The following is an 18,926-nucleotide window of genomic DNA, read 5'->3' on the forward strand; positions in this document are numbered from 1 at the left end:
TAATGTCATATTATTTTAAAAATAGGATATTTCTTATTTTTCATTAACTTAAAAACAAATCACAGCCAAAGCAAAGTGTTTAAAACACCAAAGCCCACAACCATGTGGGAAATGTCTCACAACTAATTTTCCGATCTGTCAGGTTCGGAGATTGCTGATTTAGTTACGACAGTTAAAATTGCTTATTTCACCTTGCGCAAAAGTAACCTTGCTTCGCAACGTATATTTTGCACATTGCAGCCCTATGCACAAAACCAACAGGCAACACCTTTTCCCTTTTATCACACCCTGAAAAGAATTAATTGATGAGTAATGCGCTCGCATGGATACGAGCCAAGCCATGCTTGTACATGGATGGACTATTCAGCCGTTTACTTTCACATCAATTGCGTATTTTAAGAAACAGCGAGATAGAGGGGCGCCGTGGGGTGACGAGTGACCGAAACGAAGTTTCGCAGCGCGAGGAAGTGGAGGCATGGATGCCGACAGGCAGAAGCTTCATGGATGAATTTCTGCTCAGTATAAAATTGAAATGCTTAGCCGCCCTTTGGTTGCCGTCGCCAACGCGACAAAGAGTAAAATTGAAGGCAGCTTTTAAACCTGTCGCGCTAAAGCACGACCTACAAAATGAGCTCTTCAAAATATTGGCAAGAATGCCGACATACGTAAGCTTCAGGGATGAATTTCTGGTTCAATATAAAATTGAAATGCTTAGCCGCCCATCGGTTGCCGTCGCCAACGTGATAAAAGGTTAAATTGAAGGCAAATTTCAAAATGTCGCCATAAATAACGACCTACAAGAGCGGTTAAAATTGCTCATTTCACCTTGCGCAAAAGTAACCTTGCTTCGCAACGTGTATTTTGCACGATAAGTCGGTACGACCGAAAAGTCATTTGAGGTGAGAAACCCGACACAATTGAAAAGTTAAGAAAAGAAAAACCAAACGCCAGAAAGAACTAAGGCGCAACATAAGTCGCGCCTAAAGTTGACAACATCCATGATAGCTTCCGAAGCCTATAATCCTGTTTTATCTTCCGCTGAATGGCCGTCTTCCATCGACGACCAAAAATCCATTTAAAATCCTATACACGTACTGTGTTCATAATATCCTAAATCCACTTCGCAAAAACCCTATGCGCTCCTAGTACACCCTGTACTCCATCCTCATCCTAGGTGTTTTCCTAACACCTCTTACAATCCTAGTTTCCGCTTCACCCATCTTTGGGCAGTCCTCACACTCCTGTGTGTTTCCTATTCCTGTGTGCAACTCCGTTACACCTCATCCTGAGTTTCCTGTTGAGCTTCTTGCCCTAGCACCTATCCATAACCTTGTGCTTATTCCGTTTTTCCTATCCCTTTGCCTTCCTGACATGATTAAGTTTACGGTAATTTGCCGTGTGCAAAAGCGACTTACAGCAATTTATTTAATGTCATATTATTTTAAAAATAAGATATTTGTTATTTTTCATAAACTTAAAAACAAACCACAGCCAAAACAAAGTGTTTAAAACACCAAAACCCACAACCATGTGGGAAATATCTCACAGCTAATTTTCCGATCCGTCCACATCTAACTTTTTATACATCAGCTCACCCGACACTTCACCGAAGGTCATTTGCTCAATCACCTCATATTGGTGCTTTAAGAAGAAGGCTTTTTGCGCTGTTTGTGTAATGAATACAGCCACGCCAGTGATCTCTTCTTCGGCTAAATGAAGTTGTTCAACCCCGTTCAATAAATAATGACCAAGGCCTTGCCCCTGCGCATTCGGATGAATGGCAATTAACGATAAATAAAAGCACTCGCCATATTGCTCTAAGGCCGCTCTAATCGCTTGCTCTTTAGCAACCAGTTGCTTGGTTTGAACATACCCGGCGCTGAGCATCAGTTTTAAACGCCAATGCCAAAAACGTTGTGCAGACAAAGGTCCATTGGTCGCGATTGCACACGCAACCCCCACCAGCTGTTCGTCTATAAACGCGCCTAACATGGCTTGACCACTTTGCGAAAAAGTCTGTAACTCTTCGCGAATAAGTGCGCGTAACTTTTTAGCAAAGTCGTCATCAGAATCTGCATTTAACACCTGCTTTAATAATTCATCACTCTGATAAGCTTGAAAGAGCAGGCTTGCTGCAATGTTTATTTCTTCCGGCTCCAAATACTTTAGGCTCAGTTGATCTGCTTCTACTATTTTCATTATTTTTCCTGTTACCTAATTTTTACTAGAAAACTTAGTCAACTATAGTTACTGAGTGTTTTTTAATCAAAAAGACAAGTTGATGTCATCAGTAAAATATAGCCCCTCGTTATCTACATAGGCATTAAGAGAGCGAACCGAACACTACGCATTATGCAAAACAAACCTTTTAGGATGGTTACGAGCTCAGCTATGCGCTTTAAAGATTTATGCTAGAATGCGTTTTATTTTGTTGAGTAAAACGCATGCATCCCGCTGTTCATTCTGCTATTGCAGCCTTAGTCGCTGAAAACAAAACACCCACTGTTGCTTTAACTAAATCTAAATTATCAGAGCCAGTGCCTATGCCTTTGGTTATTGCTGGGTTAACCGCCTACAAAAATGATCCAAATTGCATCAACACTCAGCCTGCAGCAGCCCCAAAAGCCAAGGCTACAGAGCAAAGCCAGCTTGACCGCATTGAACAAAAACTTGACCGCTTACTCGTGCTATTAGAAAAAGATAACTAATTATGTTCGTTGTAGATTTAACTTTTGATTGTTACCAAGACACCACCCTAGATGATGCTGAGCGTGCCATTAATCGCGTGGTGAATGCCCTACGTTTTAACGGACAGATCATCGGGGATGAGTTTCCGACCGTATTAAAAGACGGCTACTTTATTACCCGTGTTATGTGCCCGCTTGAGGATGCGCTGCACCCACTTAATCACAGCCCGTTTGTAAAAAAAGCCATTGAGCTTTTACAAGATGCAGGCTTGCTGGCACCGAAAGTAAAGGTGATCGGTCAGGATATTCACGCCAATGGCGCCGACCTTTGCGACGCTCCGTCTTCTTATATTTTATATACCACTTATGTACATACATGCAGCCCGCTTTATTGTGGCGATGACTTTCAGCCTGTGCCACTTTATAAAATTCCTGCCATTGCCAATGGCGATTACAAAGCTTTAATTAAGTGGCAAGAGGATTGGCAAGCATGCGATCAAATACAGATCAACGGTGCCACCCGCTGTGAGTTTGCGGCGTTAGAAGAAATTTCTAGCACAGAAAGTGATTTGTTCCGTCGCGGTATGGATTTGTCTAAACGTATTCGCTATCTCACTAAGAAGCCGGTGTATTACTATTTATATCGCGTAGGCGGTGAAAGCCTTGAAGCAGAAAAAGCACGTAAATGCCCAAGTTGTGGCGGTGATTGGAAGTTAGACGAGCCTTGGTTTGGCTTATTTGATTTTCGCTGTGACAGCTGTGAGCTGGTTTCGAATATCTCTTGGGATTTTCAGTGATCGTTCGCTAAAAATAAAAAAGCGCTCAGAATGTTTAAATGAGCGCTTTTTTATTGATTAAGGTATGAGTATTAAAACTCAACCGATTGCAAAAATGCTTCTAGGCTATCAGCCAAAACATGGTGTGGCCTTTTGCCGACATACTCTAACCAAACTTTGCCAGTCTCAAGTTCAACGGTGATCAACAAATCATCTTGCTCGGTTAACCCAATAAACACCGTATCAGCATGTTTAAGCTTACGCTTCATCAATACATGACCTGTGATATTTTGCTGTAAACGCACAAAGTCATCTTCATTCCACGCTTGTAATAACTCGATTTGATGACCTTCTACGTTGCCAATGATATTACCCGCGTAAAAGCTGCTGTAGAACTCATTCAACGCATCAGGAAAAGTGCACTCTAACGCGCTTGCTAAATCATTTAGGCTATTTTTTGATGGCTGTGGCACAGCTTGCCACTGAATTTGTTGCTCGCTGAGCACCTCACCAACTTCGCATGGGCTTGGCCAGTCAGCGTCATGATACATGCAAGGTAAAGTGCCATGTTGTTGCTGATAGTGAGATTGAAACTTGTCGTGAAGCTCTGATAAAAGCGGCTTAATTGTCATACTGTTAACCTGTGTGCGATACGCTATAATACGCGCCATTGTAACCACTATTGGTGAAACATGACAGATTACAACAATGCACCTGAGCTGAAAGAGTCAGTGTTAGGTAAAACGACCGAGTACGCGTCGCAATACGATGCAAGTTTATTATTCCCTATTGCAAGAAAGCTAAACCGTGACCAAATCGCGGTAGATGAGCAGAACTTACCATTTAAAGGGGAAGATACTTGGACTGGCTATGAGCTATCTTGGCTGAATGCCAAAGGTAAACCTCAAGTGGCTGTGGCGACGTTTGTGTTCCCATGCCAAAGCTCACATATTATTGAGTCTAAGTCGTTCAAGCTGTATTTAAATAGTTTTAACCAAACTAAGTTTGCCAGCTTTGACGAAGTACAAACTATTTTAACCAATGATTTAAGCAAAGCAGCACAGACTGACGTCGCAGTGACGTTATTCAAAGCTGAAGACTATGCCTGTATTCCATTCACGGCCATGCCGGGCGAATGTATTGATGAGCTAGATATCGAAGTTGATACCTACAGCCCGCAAGAAGGCTTGATCGTGGTAAAAGATGGTAATGAAGTGACCGAAACACTGCATAGTCACTTACTTAAATCGAACTGCTTAATTACATCTCAGCCTGACTGGGCGAGTATTGTGATAAGTTACACAGGCAAGCCTGTGTGCAAAGAGTCACTGCTTAAGTATCTGATTTCTTTTAGAGATCACAATGAGTTTCATGAGCAGTGTGTGGAACGAATCTACTGTGACTTAATGCGTGAATTAAACCCGAGCAAGTTAGAGGTGTATGCGCGCTATACAAGACGTGGTGGATTAGACATTAACCCTTACCGCAGCAGTGAAAGCGATAAGACGGCTTATCACATTCGTACAAACCGTCAGTAAGCTTGCACATTATTTCAAAGCTCATTGAAGTTGCAGCTAAAAAGTAAACCCGCTGCAACTTTTAGAACGAGAAATAATTAAAGGCGTTTGGTCGGGATAGATACCGAGCAAACGTCGGTATGATTTGGCTTATCGATAAACCACTCGCTTGGGCGGTTTTTACGAGAGGCTATCAACTCTTTAAAGTCCTCAGAGCTGGTATCAAATACCGTAAAAGCACTGTTATCTTCACTCGCAATATCACTTAACACACGCACTTGGCTGATTGGGTTAAACGGCTGACCTTCTACAGGTGTACGTAATAAACGCTGTGCATGCTCCATGCCCTCAAGCACCCGGCCAAATACCGTGGTGTTCTTATCAAGATAACGCTGTGGCGCTAGCGTGATATAAAACTCTGTGCCGCCGCTGTCGATTTCGTTGCCGCGCGCCATAGCAAACGTGCCTGTACAATGGGTCATCCAAGTCTTTTTACCCTCGCTATTTTGCGCTACTGCAAAACCATTTAAAAAGCCGGTTTTATCAGCATAGCCGTCAACCGCATTAATTGGGCTGATCTCAAGTGGGTTTTCTGTGGTTAAAAACATCTCACCTGCAATGCCTTTACTGCCTTGCGTTGGCTGTTTTTCACCTGACTGATCTCCGCCTTGTGCCACAAAGCTTTCAACAAAACGGTACACATTCAAGCCATCATAAAAACCTTCACGCGCGAGTTTTTTAATATTATCGACATGCCCAGGTGCAAGTTGCGGGTTAAGCTGCACGTAAACGCGGCCTGTTGGTAAATCAATTCTTAACACATCATCGTTGTTTACTTGCTGCCACACATCGGCTGACGCTGAGCCAATGATGGTACTTGGTGAGCGAACTTCAGGTTTGTTCGTTGCAGAGTCTGTATTTTGCGTGCTGCTGCAACCAGCTAGCAATACACAAGCTGTTAGGCCAAAAGCGCGTAAAAGCATGTTTTTATTTTCCTTGATTTTGGTTATACCAGTATTTTTTTGTATGAATAGGAGCACTGGCAGGGAGTAAAGTATTTACGAGGGTAATTTTTTGTCGTTTATCTAATGCTAATTCTGTCAACTCGCTCTCGAAGTAGTGATTAAATAAAGTATCAAACGAACCATCTTCGATGGCTTTGTCTAAGCCAGACTTAAGCTTTTGATATAAAGCTTTATTGTTTTTATTAACGAAGAAGTAAACTGCTGAAGGGTAATAGAAAACATGCGCCGGATCGATTGTTAAGTCTGTCATATTAGAAATGTCGTTGGCATATAAGGCATCGATGGGCAAAACATCAATACGTGAGGCTTCTAGTAACTCATAGCCTGCATTTTCTTGGGAATACTCTAAAACATTGAAATCATTGTCTTTGAAAATAACCGTATCTGGCCAGTCCGCTCTAAGACCGTACCTTAACCCCCGAAGCTCACCATCCGTTTTTAATTTTGCAAAATAGTCTAAACGAGACTTTTTAATTACCCCAAGACGATACCCAAGTAGCCCTTTAACTATAGGCACTCTAACAGCTAACGCTTGCTTTTCTCTCTCATCAGAGGTGACTGACCAGAATACGTCAATGCCATTTTTGTCACCTAATAAACGGATCGCGCGATTTTGAGTCGGGATATTTTCAACAAAGTCTAGCGTATGCACTTCTCTTTGATAGCTTAAAGCATGCTTCAAAAGTTCAATGACATAAGGATCAGCCCCAAAAGTAATGCGCACTGTTTGTTCCGCACATGCAGAGTAACAAAAACAGGCATTTAAACAGAGGGCAATAATCCAAGACTTCATTCAGGATCCCAATCAAATTGATATAGCAAGTCTATACTATCGTATAAACCACTTGTTGCTTCAATATATAATTTTGTGAACACCCTGTAACGAATGGCAATTTCATTCATGGCTTCGAACACCCCTACGCGATAACTTACTTGCACGCTAGGCGTTATATAGCCTGATAATTCAACTTGCGTGTCATCACCACTGCCTTTCGCGCTAACGCTGACATCTTCGATGCCGAGCTTTTTGCCCGCTTTATTAATAAAGTTTTCACTAAAATTAATACTCTGCGCCAGCAATATCTGAGACAGTAGAGCGTTGTTATTGTTTTCACTTTTATCGAGTGGCTGGCCGTTTAATAAATACGATAACGCATGGGCTTGGTCCATAGATGGTTGTGAGAATATGTTAAGACTTGGGTTACTCGCACTACCCGTTAATTCTATTCCCGCAATAACATCATCGGCGGTTACTTCAGGGTTACGTATTGCTTTTACATTCAGATAAGGACGTGATAGCGGCCCATTAAAGCCAATTTGGCCTTGTTGAATGAGTAAGTCTTGACCTAACGCTTGATAAACGCCTTCTCGCAAGCCAAACTCACCACTGGCAAGTAAAGGGGTATCAGGGGTTTTATCTAAACTTATCTGGCCAAATACATAGCTATCGAGGCCGAAAGCATACACTCTAAAATCGTCTTTAAGCGCGACATCTAAATCAAGAGTATAGGAAAACGGAAGACTACCCTGCTCTTGAACTTGTGCATCAACAATAACCTGATCATCCGAAACCGTAGTCACTTGTTTAGGCAGTTGCGAAATTTTAATGCGACCTTGTGGTATATCGACACGCCCCGTTAACGACAAGTGCGTATCTTTAAACTTTAAAGACAAGTCTGGAGAGATGGCGAAGCTCATATCTTGTTGCGGACTGACTCTTATTTGCTCGCCAGACACAGATACATCAGCACTTAATTGCTGTTGCCAATCGAGCTTACCTACAAGATTGAGTACGCCATTTTCATTGGTATTTAATGCGCCATTTAAACTGGCTGTTTGGCCATTCAAATCGAGTTTCAGTGAAGAGTCGACAAAACTGACTGGCAGCGCTGACTGTTCTACGCCAAATGAAGATAAGTTTATCTCACCCACGACATTGGGTTGTTTTATATCACCCGATAAGGCCAGTTTTGAAGATAACTGCCCGTCAAGACTAATTGATTGCGGTAAAAAGCGATTTGCCAATTCGCCAATTGGTTTTAAAGCCAGTGCATGCAGTTCAACTTTTGCAGTTGGTGAATGCAATTGATTGTCTTGCACTTGTGCAGCCACTTCACCAGACACATCACCTAATAATGACGAGACGAGTTGCCAGCGCCCTAAAATAGCTTGGCTGTCTCCACTAAGGTTAATCTCGATTTGTTCTATCGGGACTATTGCTTCACCTTGAAAATCGCTATTGGCTTCAGAATTAACTTCAGTTAGGGCGACAGCAACGTTTTGCAAACTCGCTTTTGCATTGATCGCATTGAGCTTTTTACCACGCCATGACAGTGCTGAATTGATGCTGGTTTTACCATCTAGTTTCAGCTGCTCAGGTAAAAAGGTTTGTAGTGATGCTAAATCAAAGCCTTGGATGTTCATATCGAACTGCCCTTGCTTATCTTTTTGCTCGGCTTGCAAGCACCAAGGTGACTGATTTAACTCACCACATATTTTACCGGTTTGCCATTGCTGCGCACTGGCATATTTCAGCTTTGAATGATGCTTTAAACTTGTCTCAAGTTGCTTATAAATAATTTGCCCTGATGCGATTTCGCCCTGCCAGGCTTGTGCGTTTATACCACCTAGAATATCTAGCTCTAAGTTTACGTCTCCGCGACTTGATAACTGAGCGCGATGTGAAGTTTGATTGCCCGTGAAACGCAACTCGATATGATTTAGTTGATGTTTTAGGACTGCGAGTTGCTCAATGGATAATAAAGTCTCTGTTTGCCAGTTATTGGCCAAATCAACGCTGGTATCGAGCTTGCCCCCTTTGAGGCTAATGTCGTTATTTTCGAACTTTGAAATCGTTGAGTTAAAGCTGATTTTAGGTTGATGATGGTCGCCTTTAATCTGCAACTCGCCTCGCGCATCAACATCAAAAGGCAGTAAAGCCTTGGTGTTATGTGAAAGGCTGTTATGTGCAATAGCAAAGCGCCCAGATAAATCTAGCTCTTGTTGTAGTGAGCCCGATAACTGCAAATTGCTCGAACCGAGTTGTATTTTTAGCTTATCGACTTGACCAAACAGCTGTTCGTTCAGTCTAAAACTAGCATCGAGTGCTAAAGGAAGCTCTGAAAGTTTGCCATCGACATCAACATCGGGGATATCAATTTGCCACCCCTCAGTTTGCTGTTTAGCCAACACACTCATTGAGCCGTTTAACACCGACTGCTGATCGATAAAAAACAGCGGCAACGCGTCCATCACTAAGCGTAATTGCGCATCAACGCCCTCGGCCCACGCCAGCTTGCCGGTCAAATTGGCGCTGCCTTCTGACGCGTTCAAACGACCAGCAAGCTCTGAAATTGCCGTTAAACTGCCTTTTCCCGACACTTTTGCACTAAGCTCTGTAAGCTCTTTTTGCTCGGCAATGACATCAAGCTTCAACTGATAATCATCGGCATTACCTATGAGCTGAACTCGAGCCTGTTCCATCAAGGCATCGTAGTCTTGTCCGCGAATTTTGTACGAAAAAGGAAGATTGTTGACCTGCGCCGATACATCAAACGGCCAGTTTGTTTGGTTAAGATTTAGATTACCTAACACGGCAGCCTGATGCTGACCTTCGGCCTTTAAATCAATATTTAAATCTGAAAAGTTGCCACTTAAATGTAACCTAACGAGTTCTTCTTCTGTGGTCAGCGTAGTAATTGATTTTATTGACGCTAACGGCTGCTTGATAGCTTCGGCTTTCAGCTCACCAAAACTGCGTAAAACGAACTGCTGATATTCTAAGTATAAATTTTGCCACTCAAGTTGTTGAGAGGTAATGTTTGCCGCGACATTAAAGTGTTTAATATGTTGCGAGCCAGTTGGCGTTTCGTACTCAAAAGACCCCAGAGCCAGTTGTGATACTCGAACATCGAGACCGTCTGGCAAAACAATAGCTGGCAAGGCCGCCAACTCAGTAAACGCTTGGCTTTTTTGTTCTTTTTCTCTTTTATCAATAATATGAATGCGCTTTATTGAAGTCTCATGCAACCTTGCTGCAGCGTCGATTAATTGAGCTGATGATTTTATGTCCGATATTTGAACTGTCAAATCGCCTTGCTGAAACTTGATATTAGCCACATTTAACTTAGCGATGGCGACATTCAAAGGTAATGCAAAGCCAGTTTCTGGCTCTTCGCTTTGCTCTGTTTTTGTTTCTACTGCAATTTCTTCAGTGGCTTTATCTGTAGGCGAGTTAGCAAGTTTTACATCTATTATGTCAGCGGTTATTTCTACACACACTGTGGCACAAGTAAACCAATTGAGCTGTGGCCTAAAATTGCTCAGCGATAAATTAAGCCCCTCGCTGCGCCAAGTGACATCGAGTCTTTCACTTGCAAATAAACGGCCCTGCTCAAGTTTAATATTTAAGCCATCGACCGACTTATTCAAAACCCATAAAAGGCTTTGATGTCCAACACTGGTAAACACTAAGCAAAATAAAAAAAACAGCGTGCCTAAACCAATATTTAAAATTCTTTTTGTTATAGGGTGTAAGCGCATTAAATCTCCGGCCCAATAATAATACTTAGACGTGTGCTTTTACTTTCTTTACTGAGCCCCCAAGCGTGATCTAACCGAATAGGCCCTACAGGTGTAATATAGCGTAAACCAAAACCCGCACCCACGGCCCATGACTCTGAGAAGTCATTTGTTGCCGTGCCCGAATCAACAAATAAAGCCAGTCGCCAATTTGGCATAAATTGATAGTTATATTCTACCGAAGCAGTTGCAAGGTATTTACCACCGACAATTTTGCCCGCTTCATAAGGCGCGACAGATTGATAGGCAAAACCTCGAATACTCTGATCGCCCCCGGCAAAAAATCGTAAGTTAAATGGCACTTCGTTAATGTCGTCAGTGACAATGGCACCCGCATCTAGCCGGGCAATAAACCAATGCTTAAGTGCAAACTTTCTTAGCCATGCTTGCTCCCAGTGTGCTTTAAACAAAGTTGTGGAAGAAATTAAATCATCGCTGGCAAACTCTAACGAGATCAAGGTTTGTTGCCCCCAAGAAGGCGTGACACCACCTACCGCTTGCTTTTTAGCATAACTAATACCTGGAATTAACATCTCTGTTTTATCGGTTTTGCCATCTTGGGTTGTGGTTTCATGTTCTCTTTTAATGAAAGCAGTGCGTACCCAATTACTACTCGTTAACCATTGACGTTGTAACTGTACGTTCCAAATTTTGCTATTAACCCCATCAGTTAACTCATCCTCAAGGGCATAACCTGTTGTCACTCGCCATAAATCATCATTGGGGTTACTCACGGGAATGCTATAACTGCCTGTGATACGCTGCTGTTTTTCAGCAACAAATAAATTGCCATCAAAAAAGTGGCCACCTTCGGTGATCCAAGGCTTTGACCACTTAAATCGTGCTTTTGCTCCTATCTCAGTACTAAAACCGCCCCCCACTTCGAATGTATTGGCTGGCTTATCAACCACCTCAATGCGAATAGGCACTAGATTATTCTTGCGGTTTTGTAACTGTGGATACACTTTAATGGCGCTAAAATACGGTGTTTTATTGAGTGCTAGGTTATATTCAGACAGTAAAGTTTCATCATATAAGGTGTTTTCATCAAATGGTGCGAGAGATTGAATATATTTTTTCGCCAGACTTTGCTTGCTAACTTCCACTTTGCCAAAACGATAACGATTGCCAGAGTCTAGTTTTAGCTTAGCTACCGCAAAGTTTTTTTGTTTATAAATTTCTAGGCGATGACTAAGCCATTTAAAGTCAAAATACCCTTTCGAGATCAGGTTTGATTCAAGAACACTTTTTGTCTGCTCATAATTGTCATGATTAACGATATCATTGGCTTTAATAGGAATGCCAGACAATACTTTTTGCAAAAATGAGTCTTTATTGGCCTCGCCTTTTATTTCAATTTGGATCGATTTCCAACGAATAGGTTCGCCAATCTCTGCATCGATTTTGAGGGTACTGCTTTGCTCTACACGTGATAAGGTAATATTTGCTTGGTAATAACCAAGCGCCTGTAAAGCTCGCTCGGTCTGAGAAAGTAATTTGTTTTCTAACGACTGTGAAAAAGGCTGATTGAGTAACGGTTTTAACGTGCCATTGATATTTTTACTCAACTCATCGGGCATTTCGCCAAATTCAATGGCCTCAACTTGCCATTGCGCCTCAGCCTGTGTTGATAAAGAAAAAGTTAAACACCAACAAATAACAACAATCGCAAACAGTTTCAAATACTTCCCTCCTATACCGAAGCGCCAGTGTAGCATATTTCAAATCAACATTAGATGAACAATAAATCTCACTATAAAGCTTTTTATTTTTGCTAATTTCACCGACAATACACCCAGTTAAAAATACTGGGTAACACTATGCAATTTCCTGATGACGATAACGGCCAATTATTAGCTGAAATGGCTGCTGAAGGCATTAACTTAAACCAAATGCACATGGTCGACTTTTTCATTTTATTTGAGCAAAAAGATCAAGCTGAATCTTTTGCTAAAGCAATTTCTGAAGATGAGCTTGCGCCAAAGACCGAGCTACAAAAGTGTAAAGACACAGGCGTATGGGAAGTTGTAACAACGGTTGAAATGGTGCCAGATCATCAGCTGTTAAGCCAAACTGAACAATACCTAGAAAGCATTGCCAATTCACATGAAGGCTATGGTGATGGTTGGGGCATTATGGCTGATGCCGAATAATTGATAACTTTGAAAAAGTTTTAAAAGGTGCGTTAAGCGCCTTTTTTATTGTCTAAAATGCGATAGAGATTAAGTTAGAAAATTAGAAAATTAGAAAATTAGAAAATTAGAAAATTAGAAAATTAGAAAATTAGAAAATTAGAAAATTAGAAAATAATAGTTTTTATAAGAATTAAAAAGAAAAGCTTTGAGAGAATAAATGGTGCCCGGGGCCGGACTTGAACCGGCACGTCATTACTGACGAGGGATTTTAAATCCCTTGTGTCTACCAATTCCACCACCCGGGCATCGGGCTGCTTTCGCATGTGGAGAGTTATCTTTCGATAATGGAGGCGGAACCCGGAGTCGAACCGAGGTAGACGGATTTGCAATCCGCTGCATGGCCACTCTGCCATTCCGCCTAAATGTTCCAAATAAATTGGAGCGAGTAACGAGGTTCGAACTCGTGACCTCGACCTTGGCAAGGTCGCGCTCTACCAGCTGAGCTATACTCGCGTTAAATTATTTAGAGTAAATGTTAAGTTGGAGCGAGTAACGAGGTTCGAACTCGTGACCTCGACCTTGGCAAGGTCGCGCTCTACCAGCTGAGCTATACTCGCGTTCCGTTTAACATTTTTAAGTTAAAGATAAGTTGGAGCGAGTAACGAGGTTCGAACTCGTGACCTCGACCTTGGCAAGGTCGCGCTCTACCAGCTGAGCTATACTCGCGTTCCATAAATCTTTAACATTAAAACCAATTTGGAGCGAGTAACGAGGTTCGAACTCGTGACCTCGACCTTGGCAAGGTCGCGCTCTACCAGCTGAGCTATACTCGCATCAAATTGATTCTAAAATCAATGGTGCCCGGGGCCGGACTTGAACCGGCACGTCATTACTGACGAGGGATTTTAAATCCCTTGTGTCTACCAATTCCACCACCCGGGCATCGGGTTTTGCGTTGCAGATAAAATCAAATTGGAGCGAGTAACGAGGTTCGAACTCGTGACCTCGACCTTGGCAAGGTCGCGCTCTACCAGCTGAGCTATACTCGCGTTCCATGTTGCTTTTTAATTCAACTGAAAGAAATAAAGGTCGCGCCTTTAAGTTTTATCAGCTGAGTTATACTCGCATCAATTGATTCTAAAACCAATGGTGCCCGGGGCCGGACTTGAACCGGCACGTCATTACTGACGAGGGATTTTAAATCCCTTGTGTCTACCAATTCCACCACCCGGGCATCGGGCTGCTTACGCATGTGGAGTGTTGAGAAATGGAGGCGGAACCCGGAGTCGAACCGAGGTAGACGGATTTGCAATCCGCTGCATGGCCACTCTGCCATTCCGCCGACGTATAAAAGATTGGAGCGAGTAACGAGGTTCGAACTCGTGACCTCGACCTTGGCAAGGTCGCGCTCTACCAGCTGAGCTATACTCGCATTCCAAAGTAAGCTATTCACTCACTTCTTTTATCGTTTTGAGGCATACTGCCCTCTCAACACGGACGCATTCTACAGATCTTTAATAATGCGTCAATATAAAAAATGAATGTTTTTAATCGTTTGCTCAATTTTTATCTAAACTGCTGCCTATATAGCCGTAAAATATCAAGATTTAATCAATTCAGACTTTGCCGCATTCAAATATGCCAGCATTGACGTCACAGTTAATAGCGTTGCAATTGCCAAAAGGGCATAACTTAACATGGTCATCCAAGGCGCATATTGCCAAATCAAACCAATAATGGCTAACATTTGTGCAGCGGTTTTAAACTTACCCATATTACTCACTGCCACATTGCCTCGCTTGCCTTGCTCGGCCATCCATTCTCTCAGTGCAGATATCACAATTTCGCGGCTTATAATGATAAGCGAAGCCAAAGTAATAAAGATGTTTTGATAGTGAGTGGCTAAAACAACCAGAGCCACACTGACCATAACTTTATCTGCAACAGGATCTAAGAACGCCCCAAAAGGCGTTGATTGATCGAGTTTTCGTGCCAAGTAGCCATCAAGAATATCGGTTACCGATGCTAGCCAGAAAATAAAGGCGGCAGCAAAAAAAGCCCATGAGTAAGGCAAATAAAACACCACTGCAAAAACAGGGATAAGTAACAATCTAAATGTTGTTAAGGTATTAGGAATATTCCACATAACTACTTTGTGTATCTTTTTATATAGTGTTGCATGATCAATTAGGCTTTGTCATGCAAATGATTAAATATCTTTTCAGCCATATCTTGGCTGATCCCAGGCACTTGATTTAACTGCGCTATAGTAGCCGATTTTACACCTTGCATACCACCTAAGTATTTTAACAAGGCTTGTCGACGTTTCTGCCCTACTCCTTCTATTTCTTCTAACAAAGATTGAGTTCGCTGTTTTTGTCGTTTGTTTCTATGTCCTGCTATGGCAAAACGGTGTGACTCGTCACGTATGTGCTGAATTAAATGCAAAGCAGGTGAATCAGAATCCAAATTTACGGTTCGTCTGCCGCCATCTATTAGTAAAGTCTCAAGACCGGGCTTTCGGCTTGTGCCTTTCGCAACACCAACTAATAATGGCATTTTGCTGTGCGGCCAATCTTCAAAAAATGCTTCTGCTTTGTTGAGCTGCCCCTTACCGCCATCTATAAAGATAACGTCCGGAATTTTTTCTTCATCTTTTAACTTGCCATAGCGCTTATTCAAGGCAAATGCCATTGCAGCATAGTCATCACCAGGTGTGATCCCCGTGACGTTGTAGCGACGATATTCTTTATTATTTGGTCCACTGCCATCAAATACCACACATGAAGCAATGGTGTTTTCACCCATAGTATGACTGATATCGAAACACTCCATACGGTTGATATCGCTCAGCTGTAATGCTTCTTTTAAAAGTGCATAGCGTTTAGTTATCGAATCTTGCGCGTTTTGTTTTACAACAATGCTGTTGAGTGCATTTTTATTTGCAAGTGCGAGGTATTGTGCACGTTCAGAACGCACCGATGCCTTTAGCTCCACTTTTTTATCTGCCAGTTGCGATAGCGCATTGATGAGTTCGTTTTGCTCTTGTAGTTCAAAAGGCAACACTATTTCTTTTGGGATCTGTCGTTGCGTGCCCGCGCCTACATAATATTGTCCAATAAATGACGTGACAATTTCGTCTTGTTGAGAGTCTTTAGGCACTTTAGGAAAGTAGCTCTTGCTCCCCAGTACTTTATGGTCTCGCACCATTAATAAATGAATGGCACAAATGCCGTTTTGCTGCTGGAAACCAATAATGTCTATTTCACCTAGGTTACCCGCCACAAACTGCTGTTCTTGCATCTGCCTTAGAATCGCAATTTGATCTCGCACTTTTGCCGCGAGCTCAAAGTTCAAGGCCATGCTGGCCTGTTCCATCTTTTCAACTAAAGTCGCGATAACTTGGTGTGATTTGCCTGACAAGAACTGTTTTACCAGTTCAACCTGCTCTGTATATTCACCATCAGAGACTTTACCCACACAAGGCGCAGAACAACGCTTTAATTGGTATTGCAGACACGGACGACTGCGGGCTCGATAATAAGCGTCTTCACATTGACGCACAGGGAAAATCTTTTGCATTAAGCGCAAACTTTCAGACACGGCTGCGCTGCTCGGGTAAGGGCCAAAGTAATCCCCTTTTTGTTTTCTGCTTCCTCGGTGAAAAGCTAATCTGGGGTGCTTATGCCCGCTTAAGAAAATATAAGGATAAGACTTATCATCTCTTAATAAGATGTTGTATCTGGGTTGATACTGTTTAATGAGGTTATTTTCTAGAAGCAGTGCTTCGGTTTCAGTATTAGTGAGCGTTACCTCTATATTGGCAATGTTGCTTACCAGTACTCGGGTCTTAGCGTCGGGAATGTTGCTACGAAAGTAACTCGAAACACGTTTTTTTAAGTTTTTCGCCTTTCCAACATAAATAACCTGATGCTGCGCATCGTACATACGATAAACACCAGGTTCTGTAGATAATGTTTTTAAAAAGGCTTTTGAATCAAATACTGCCATTAAAAATGATTAGTTCGATGTGTCTATATCGATCATTTTATGGCGAATGGCCAAATGTGTCAGCTCTACATCACCGCCAACATTTAATTTTTCAAACATTCGATAACGATAGCTGTTCACTGTTTTCGAACTTAAGTTAAGTCTGTCTGCAATATCTTGTGCTTTTTCACCTTTGGTGATCATCAGCATGATTTGCAGTTCACGCTCAGACAAAGACTGAAATGGGTTCTCATCATTACGACCGCTAAACTGCGCAAGCGCAATTTGTTGAGCAATTTCAGGCGCAATATATCGCTGCCCTGAATTTACAGCACGAATAGCATTGATCATTTCGTCAGAGCCCGTCCCTTTGGTCAAGTAGCCCTGTGCACCCACTTGCATCACTTTGCTTGGGAACGGATCTTCACAATGAACCGTTAATACAATTACCTTAATATCAGGGTTGTATCGACAAATCTTTTTCGTCGCCTCAAGACCGCCAATCCCCGGCATATTCATGTCCATTAATACAATATCAGGGTTATTGTCACGACAGAATTTAACTGCCTCTTCACCCGTTTTAGCTTCGCCGATGACTTTAAAGCCACGAACATCATCGAGAATTCGTTTGATGCCGGTTCTAACTAACTCATGATCATCAACTAATAACACATTAATCAATGGCACACCCTCACAGAAAATTTGGTAATCGCAATCACTAAAATAGCAATTCGAGGTTAACACATAATTATGTAAAAAATAACGATTAAACTTTTGTATTAGTTAAAAAACCATACTAAAGAACCAAAAAAGGCCAGAATGTGACTCCTGACCTTTTGGTGTTCAAAAACAAATAATTGTTAGATTATTTACTCTGCTCTGAGAACTTATTTACCCATAAGGCAATCACACCATCGCCGGTGACATTACAAGCCGTACCAAAGCTATCTTGAGCAAGGTAGAGTGCAATCATAAGTGCAACTGCTCCCTCTGAGAAACCAAGCATTGAAGTCAGTAAACCCAGAGCCGACATTACCGCGCCGCCCGGTGCACCAGGCGCTGCGATCATCACCACACCTAACATAAAGATAAATGGCAAAATACTGGTAATGCTTGGCATTGACATCTCTGGTGACAATAACATCACCGCCATCGCACAAGTCACGATCGTAATCGTTGAACCAGAAAGGTGAATAGTTGCACATAAAGGCACAGAGAAGTTAGCGACTTCATCTTTTACGCCATTGGCCTTACTCGCTCGTAAAGATACAGGAATTGTCGCCGCACTAGACATAGTACCTATCGCAGTAAAGTAAGCCGGTAACATGTTCTTGACTAATTCAATTGGGCTGCGCTTTAACAAAATACCCGAACCAATGAATAAAACAGATAACCACAACCAATGCATTACTACCGCTGCAACTAAAACAATACCAAACGTGCTTAACGTATCAGCCACTGTGCCTGCAACAGCCATTTCAGCAAATACACCCGCAATATAAAAAGGAAGAGCTGGAATAATCACTTTCGCAAGTAAGGCATCAATAACATCACGGCCTTGATCAACCACATTCTGTAAGTCTTTCAATGCCAGTTGACTGATACCAATACCAAAGATGAATGCAGCTGCCAGTGCAGTCATAACGCCCATCAAAGGAGGGATTTCAATATTAATAAAGCTTTTCAGCTCAGTTGCCTGAACGGCTTGATACGTCGTTGTACCTTCGAAAAATGGCACAAATGCGTTTACCAACAAAAAGGCTAATGTGCCCGCTAAAATAGTTGAGCCATAGGCAAAGCCGACTGTCTTACCTAATAGGTGCCCTGCACCTTTAGGTAAACCTGCAATACCTGAGGCAATGAAAAACAAGATAATTAAAGGAATGGTAAAACTAATTAATTGACCGACAATCACTTTAAATGTGTAAAGTAGCTCTACTAGCGGTAAAGGTAGATATGAGCCCACCACAATACCTGCGGCGATACCGGCAAGTAACTTCAAAATTAACGACATAAATTATCCCTGATAAAAACGATGCGCCGTTTTAACATGTTTTACAGAGAATTTGTTATAAATTCGTTATTCTTCATCAGAATTACTACAAAGGGTACACGCCGAGACACTTAACTTAAAAAAAGGTGCCTCTAACGATTATGCATTGTTAACAAACCTCGAGTGCTATTTAATTTATGCTAATTTCTGGTGCTACAAATT

15 protein-coding genes and 11 tRNA genes are annotated in these 18,926 nt (G+C 42.0%); 5 read left to right on the forward strand and 21 right to left on the reverse strand.

All coding sequences use genetic code 11. From position 1 onward, the window contains the following. The first annotated feature begins 305 nt into the window (after positions 1–305). A complete protein-coding gene (locus ACXAC4_RS11650; protein ID WP_475161746.1) occupies positions 306–755 on the forward strand; it encodes a hypothetical protein in 450 nt (149 codons plus the stop codon). Between the two features lie 793 nt (positions 756–1,548). On the opposite strand, the gene ACXAC4_RS11655 is transcribed toward ACXAC4_RS11650, so the two are convergent. Beyond that, a complete protein-coding gene (locus ACXAC4_RS11655) occupies positions 1,549–2,199 on the reverse strand; it encodes a GNAT family N-acetyltransferase (RefSeq protein WP_475161747.1) in 651 nt (216 codons plus the stop codon). A gap of 245 nt (positions 2,200–2,444) precedes the next feature. Here ACXAC4_RS11655 and ACXAC4_RS11660 point away from each other — a divergent pair, with 245 nt between their 5' ends. After that, positions 2,445–2,708: a hypothetical protein gene (locus tag ACXAC4_RS11660; protein ID WP_475161748.1), complete on the forward strand. Its 264-nt coding sequence runs from the start codon at positions 2,445–2,447 to the stop codon at positions 2,706–2,708. 2 nt (positions 2,709–2,710) lie between these two features. Continuing rightward, on the forward strand, positions 2,711–3,484 hold the full coding sequence (locus tag ACXAC4_RS11665) for a Zn-ribbon-containing protein (protein ID WP_138481257.1): 774 nt from the start codon (positions 2,711–2,713) through the stop codon (positions 3,482–3,484). A 71-nt stretch (positions 3,485–3,555) separates the two neighbouring features. Here the strand turns inward: ACXAC4_RS11665 and syd are convergent, their stop codons facing one another. Further along, complete coding sequence (syd, locus tag ACXAC4_RS11670) at positions 3,556–4,095, reverse strand: SecY-interacting protein (RefSeq protein WP_475164107.1); 540 nt, start codon at positions 4,093–4,095, stop codon at positions 3,556–3,558. 60 nt (positions 4,096–4,155) lie between these two features. On the opposite strand from syd, the gene queF reads away from it, so the two are divergent. Next, complete coding sequence (gene queF / locus ACXAC4_RS11675; protein ID WP_475161752.1) at positions 4,156–5,001, forward strand: NADPH-dependent 7-cyano-7-deazaguanine reductase QueF; 846 nt, start codon at positions 4,156–4,158, stop codon at positions 4,999–5,001. A 77-nt stretch (positions 5,002–5,078) separates the two neighbouring features. Here queF and ACXAC4_RS11680 read toward each other — a convergent pair whose 3' ends face one another. The 4 genes from ACXAC4_RS11680 to ACXAC4_RS11695 are packed head-to-tail and all read right to left on the reverse strand — an operon-like array spanning position 5,079 to position 12,268. Next, a complete protein-coding gene (locus ACXAC4_RS11680) occupies positions 5,079–5,963 on the reverse strand; it encodes a peptidylprolyl isomerase (protein ID WP_475161754.1) in 885 nt (294 codons plus the stop codon). A gap of 4 nt (positions 5,964–5,967) precedes the next feature. After that, the gene (locus ACXAC4_RS11685) at positions 5,968–6,798 is read right to left on the reverse strand and encodes a substrate-binding periplasmic protein (protein ID WP_475161757.1); all 831 of its coding nucleotides are present in this window, start codon (positions 6,796–6,798) and stop codon (positions 5,968–5,970) included. Further along, complete coding sequence (locus ACXAC4_RS11690; RefSeq protein WP_475161759.1) at positions 6,795–10,547, reverse strand: translocation/assembly module TamB domain-containing protein; 3,753 nt, start codon at positions 10,545–10,547, stop codon at positions 6,795–6,797. Before ACXAC4_RS11690 ends, ACXAC4_RS11685 begins: the two co-directional genes overlap by 4 nt. Beyond that, positions 10,547–12,268 carry an autotransporter assembly complex protein TamA gene (locus ACXAC4_RS11695; protein ID WP_475161761.1) on the reverse strand — a complete coding sequence of 574 codons (1,722 nt, stop codon included), beginning with the start codon at positions 12,266–12,268 and terminating at the stop codon, positions 10,547–10,549. The genes ACXAC4_RS11690 and ACXAC4_RS11695 overlap by 1 nt, the downstream gene beginning before the upstream one ends. A gap of 138 nt (positions 12,269–12,406) precedes the next feature. Between ACXAC4_RS11695 and ACXAC4_RS11700 the strand changes: the two genes are divergently transcribed. Then, positions 12,407–12,739: a ribonuclease E inhibitor RraB gene (locus ACXAC4_RS11700; protein ID WP_421963105.1), complete on the forward strand. Its 333-nt coding sequence runs from the start codon at positions 12,407–12,409 to the stop codon at positions 12,737–12,739. Between the two features lie 200 nt (positions 12,740–12,939). Here the strand turns inward: ACXAC4_RS11700 and ACXAC4_RS11705 are convergent. The 15 genes from ACXAC4_RS11705 to ACXAC4_RS11775 all read right to left on the reverse strand — a co-directional run bounded on the left by ACXAC4_RS11705 (position 12,940) and on the right by ACXAC4_RS11775 (position 18,725). Then, positions 12,940–13,026, reverse strand: a tRNA-Leu gene (locus ACXAC4_RS11705). Between the two features lie 40 nt (positions 13,027–13,066). Beyond that, positions 13,067–13,140: transfer RNA gene (locus tag ACXAC4_RS11710), tRNA-Cys, on the reverse strand. 18 nt (positions 13,141–13,158) lie between these two features. Next, a tRNA-Gly gene (locus ACXAC4_RS11715) sits at positions 13,159–13,234 on the reverse strand. Between the two features lie 28 nt (positions 13,235–13,262). Further along, positions 13,263–13,338 (reverse strand) — tRNA-Gly (locus tag ACXAC4_RS11720). Between the two features lie 33 nt (positions 13,339–13,371). Then, positions 13,372–13,447, reverse strand: a tRNA-Gly gene (locus ACXAC4_RS11725). Between the two features lie 31 nt (positions 13,448–13,478). Next, positions 13,479–13,554, reverse strand: a tRNA-Gly gene (locus ACXAC4_RS11730). Positions 13,555–13,576: 22 nt separating this feature from the next. Next, positions 13,577–13,663 (reverse strand) — tRNA-Leu (locus ACXAC4_RS11735). A gap of 31 nt (positions 13,664–13,694) precedes the next feature. Continuing rightward, positions 13,695–13,770: transfer RNA gene (locus tag ACXAC4_RS11740), tRNA-Gly, on the reverse strand. Between the two features lie 98 nt (positions 13,771–13,868). Then, positions 13,869–13,955, reverse strand: a tRNA-Leu gene (locus ACXAC4_RS11745). Positions 13,956–13,989: 34 nt separating this feature from the next. Next, positions 13,990–14,063 (reverse strand) — tRNA-Cys (locus ACXAC4_RS11750). Positions 14,064–14,077: 14 nt separating this feature from the next. After that, positions 14,078–14,153 (reverse strand) — tRNA-Gly (locus tag ACXAC4_RS11755). Between the two features lie 168 nt (positions 14,154–14,321). Continuing rightward, entirely contained in the window at positions 14,322–14,867 is a 546-nt protein-coding gene (gene pgsA / locus ACXAC4_RS11760) for a CDP-diacylglycerol--glycerol-3-phosphate 3-phosphatidyltransferase (protein ID WP_404393913.1), read from the reverse strand. Between the two features lie 41 nt (positions 14,868–14,908). Beyond that, positions 14,909–16,732, reverse strand: coding sequence for an excinuclease ABC subunit UvrC (gene uvrC, locus ACXAC4_RS11765; protein WP_475161768.1), 1,824 nt, complete (start codon positions 16,730–16,732; stop codon positions 14,909–14,911). A 9-nt stretch (positions 16,733–16,741) separates the two neighbouring features. Continuing rightward, positions 16,742–17,392, reverse strand: a complete 651-nt coding sequence (gene uvrY, locus ACXAC4_RS11770) for a UvrY/SirA/GacA family response regulator transcription factor (protein ID WP_058030543.1) — start codon at positions 17,390–17,392, stop codon at positions 16,742–16,744. A 184-nt stretch (positions 17,393–17,576) separates the two neighbouring features. After that, positions 17,577–18,725 carry a dicarboxylate/amino acid:cation symporter gene (locus ACXAC4_RS11775; protein ID WP_138478035.1) on the reverse strand — a complete coding sequence of 383 codons (1,149 nt, stop codon included), beginning with the start codon at positions 18,723–18,725 and terminating at the stop codon, positions 17,577–17,579. Positions 18,726–18,926 lie beyond the last annotated feature (201 nt).

This window comes from Pseudoalteromonas sp. AWM4_233, from assembly GCF_056158285.1.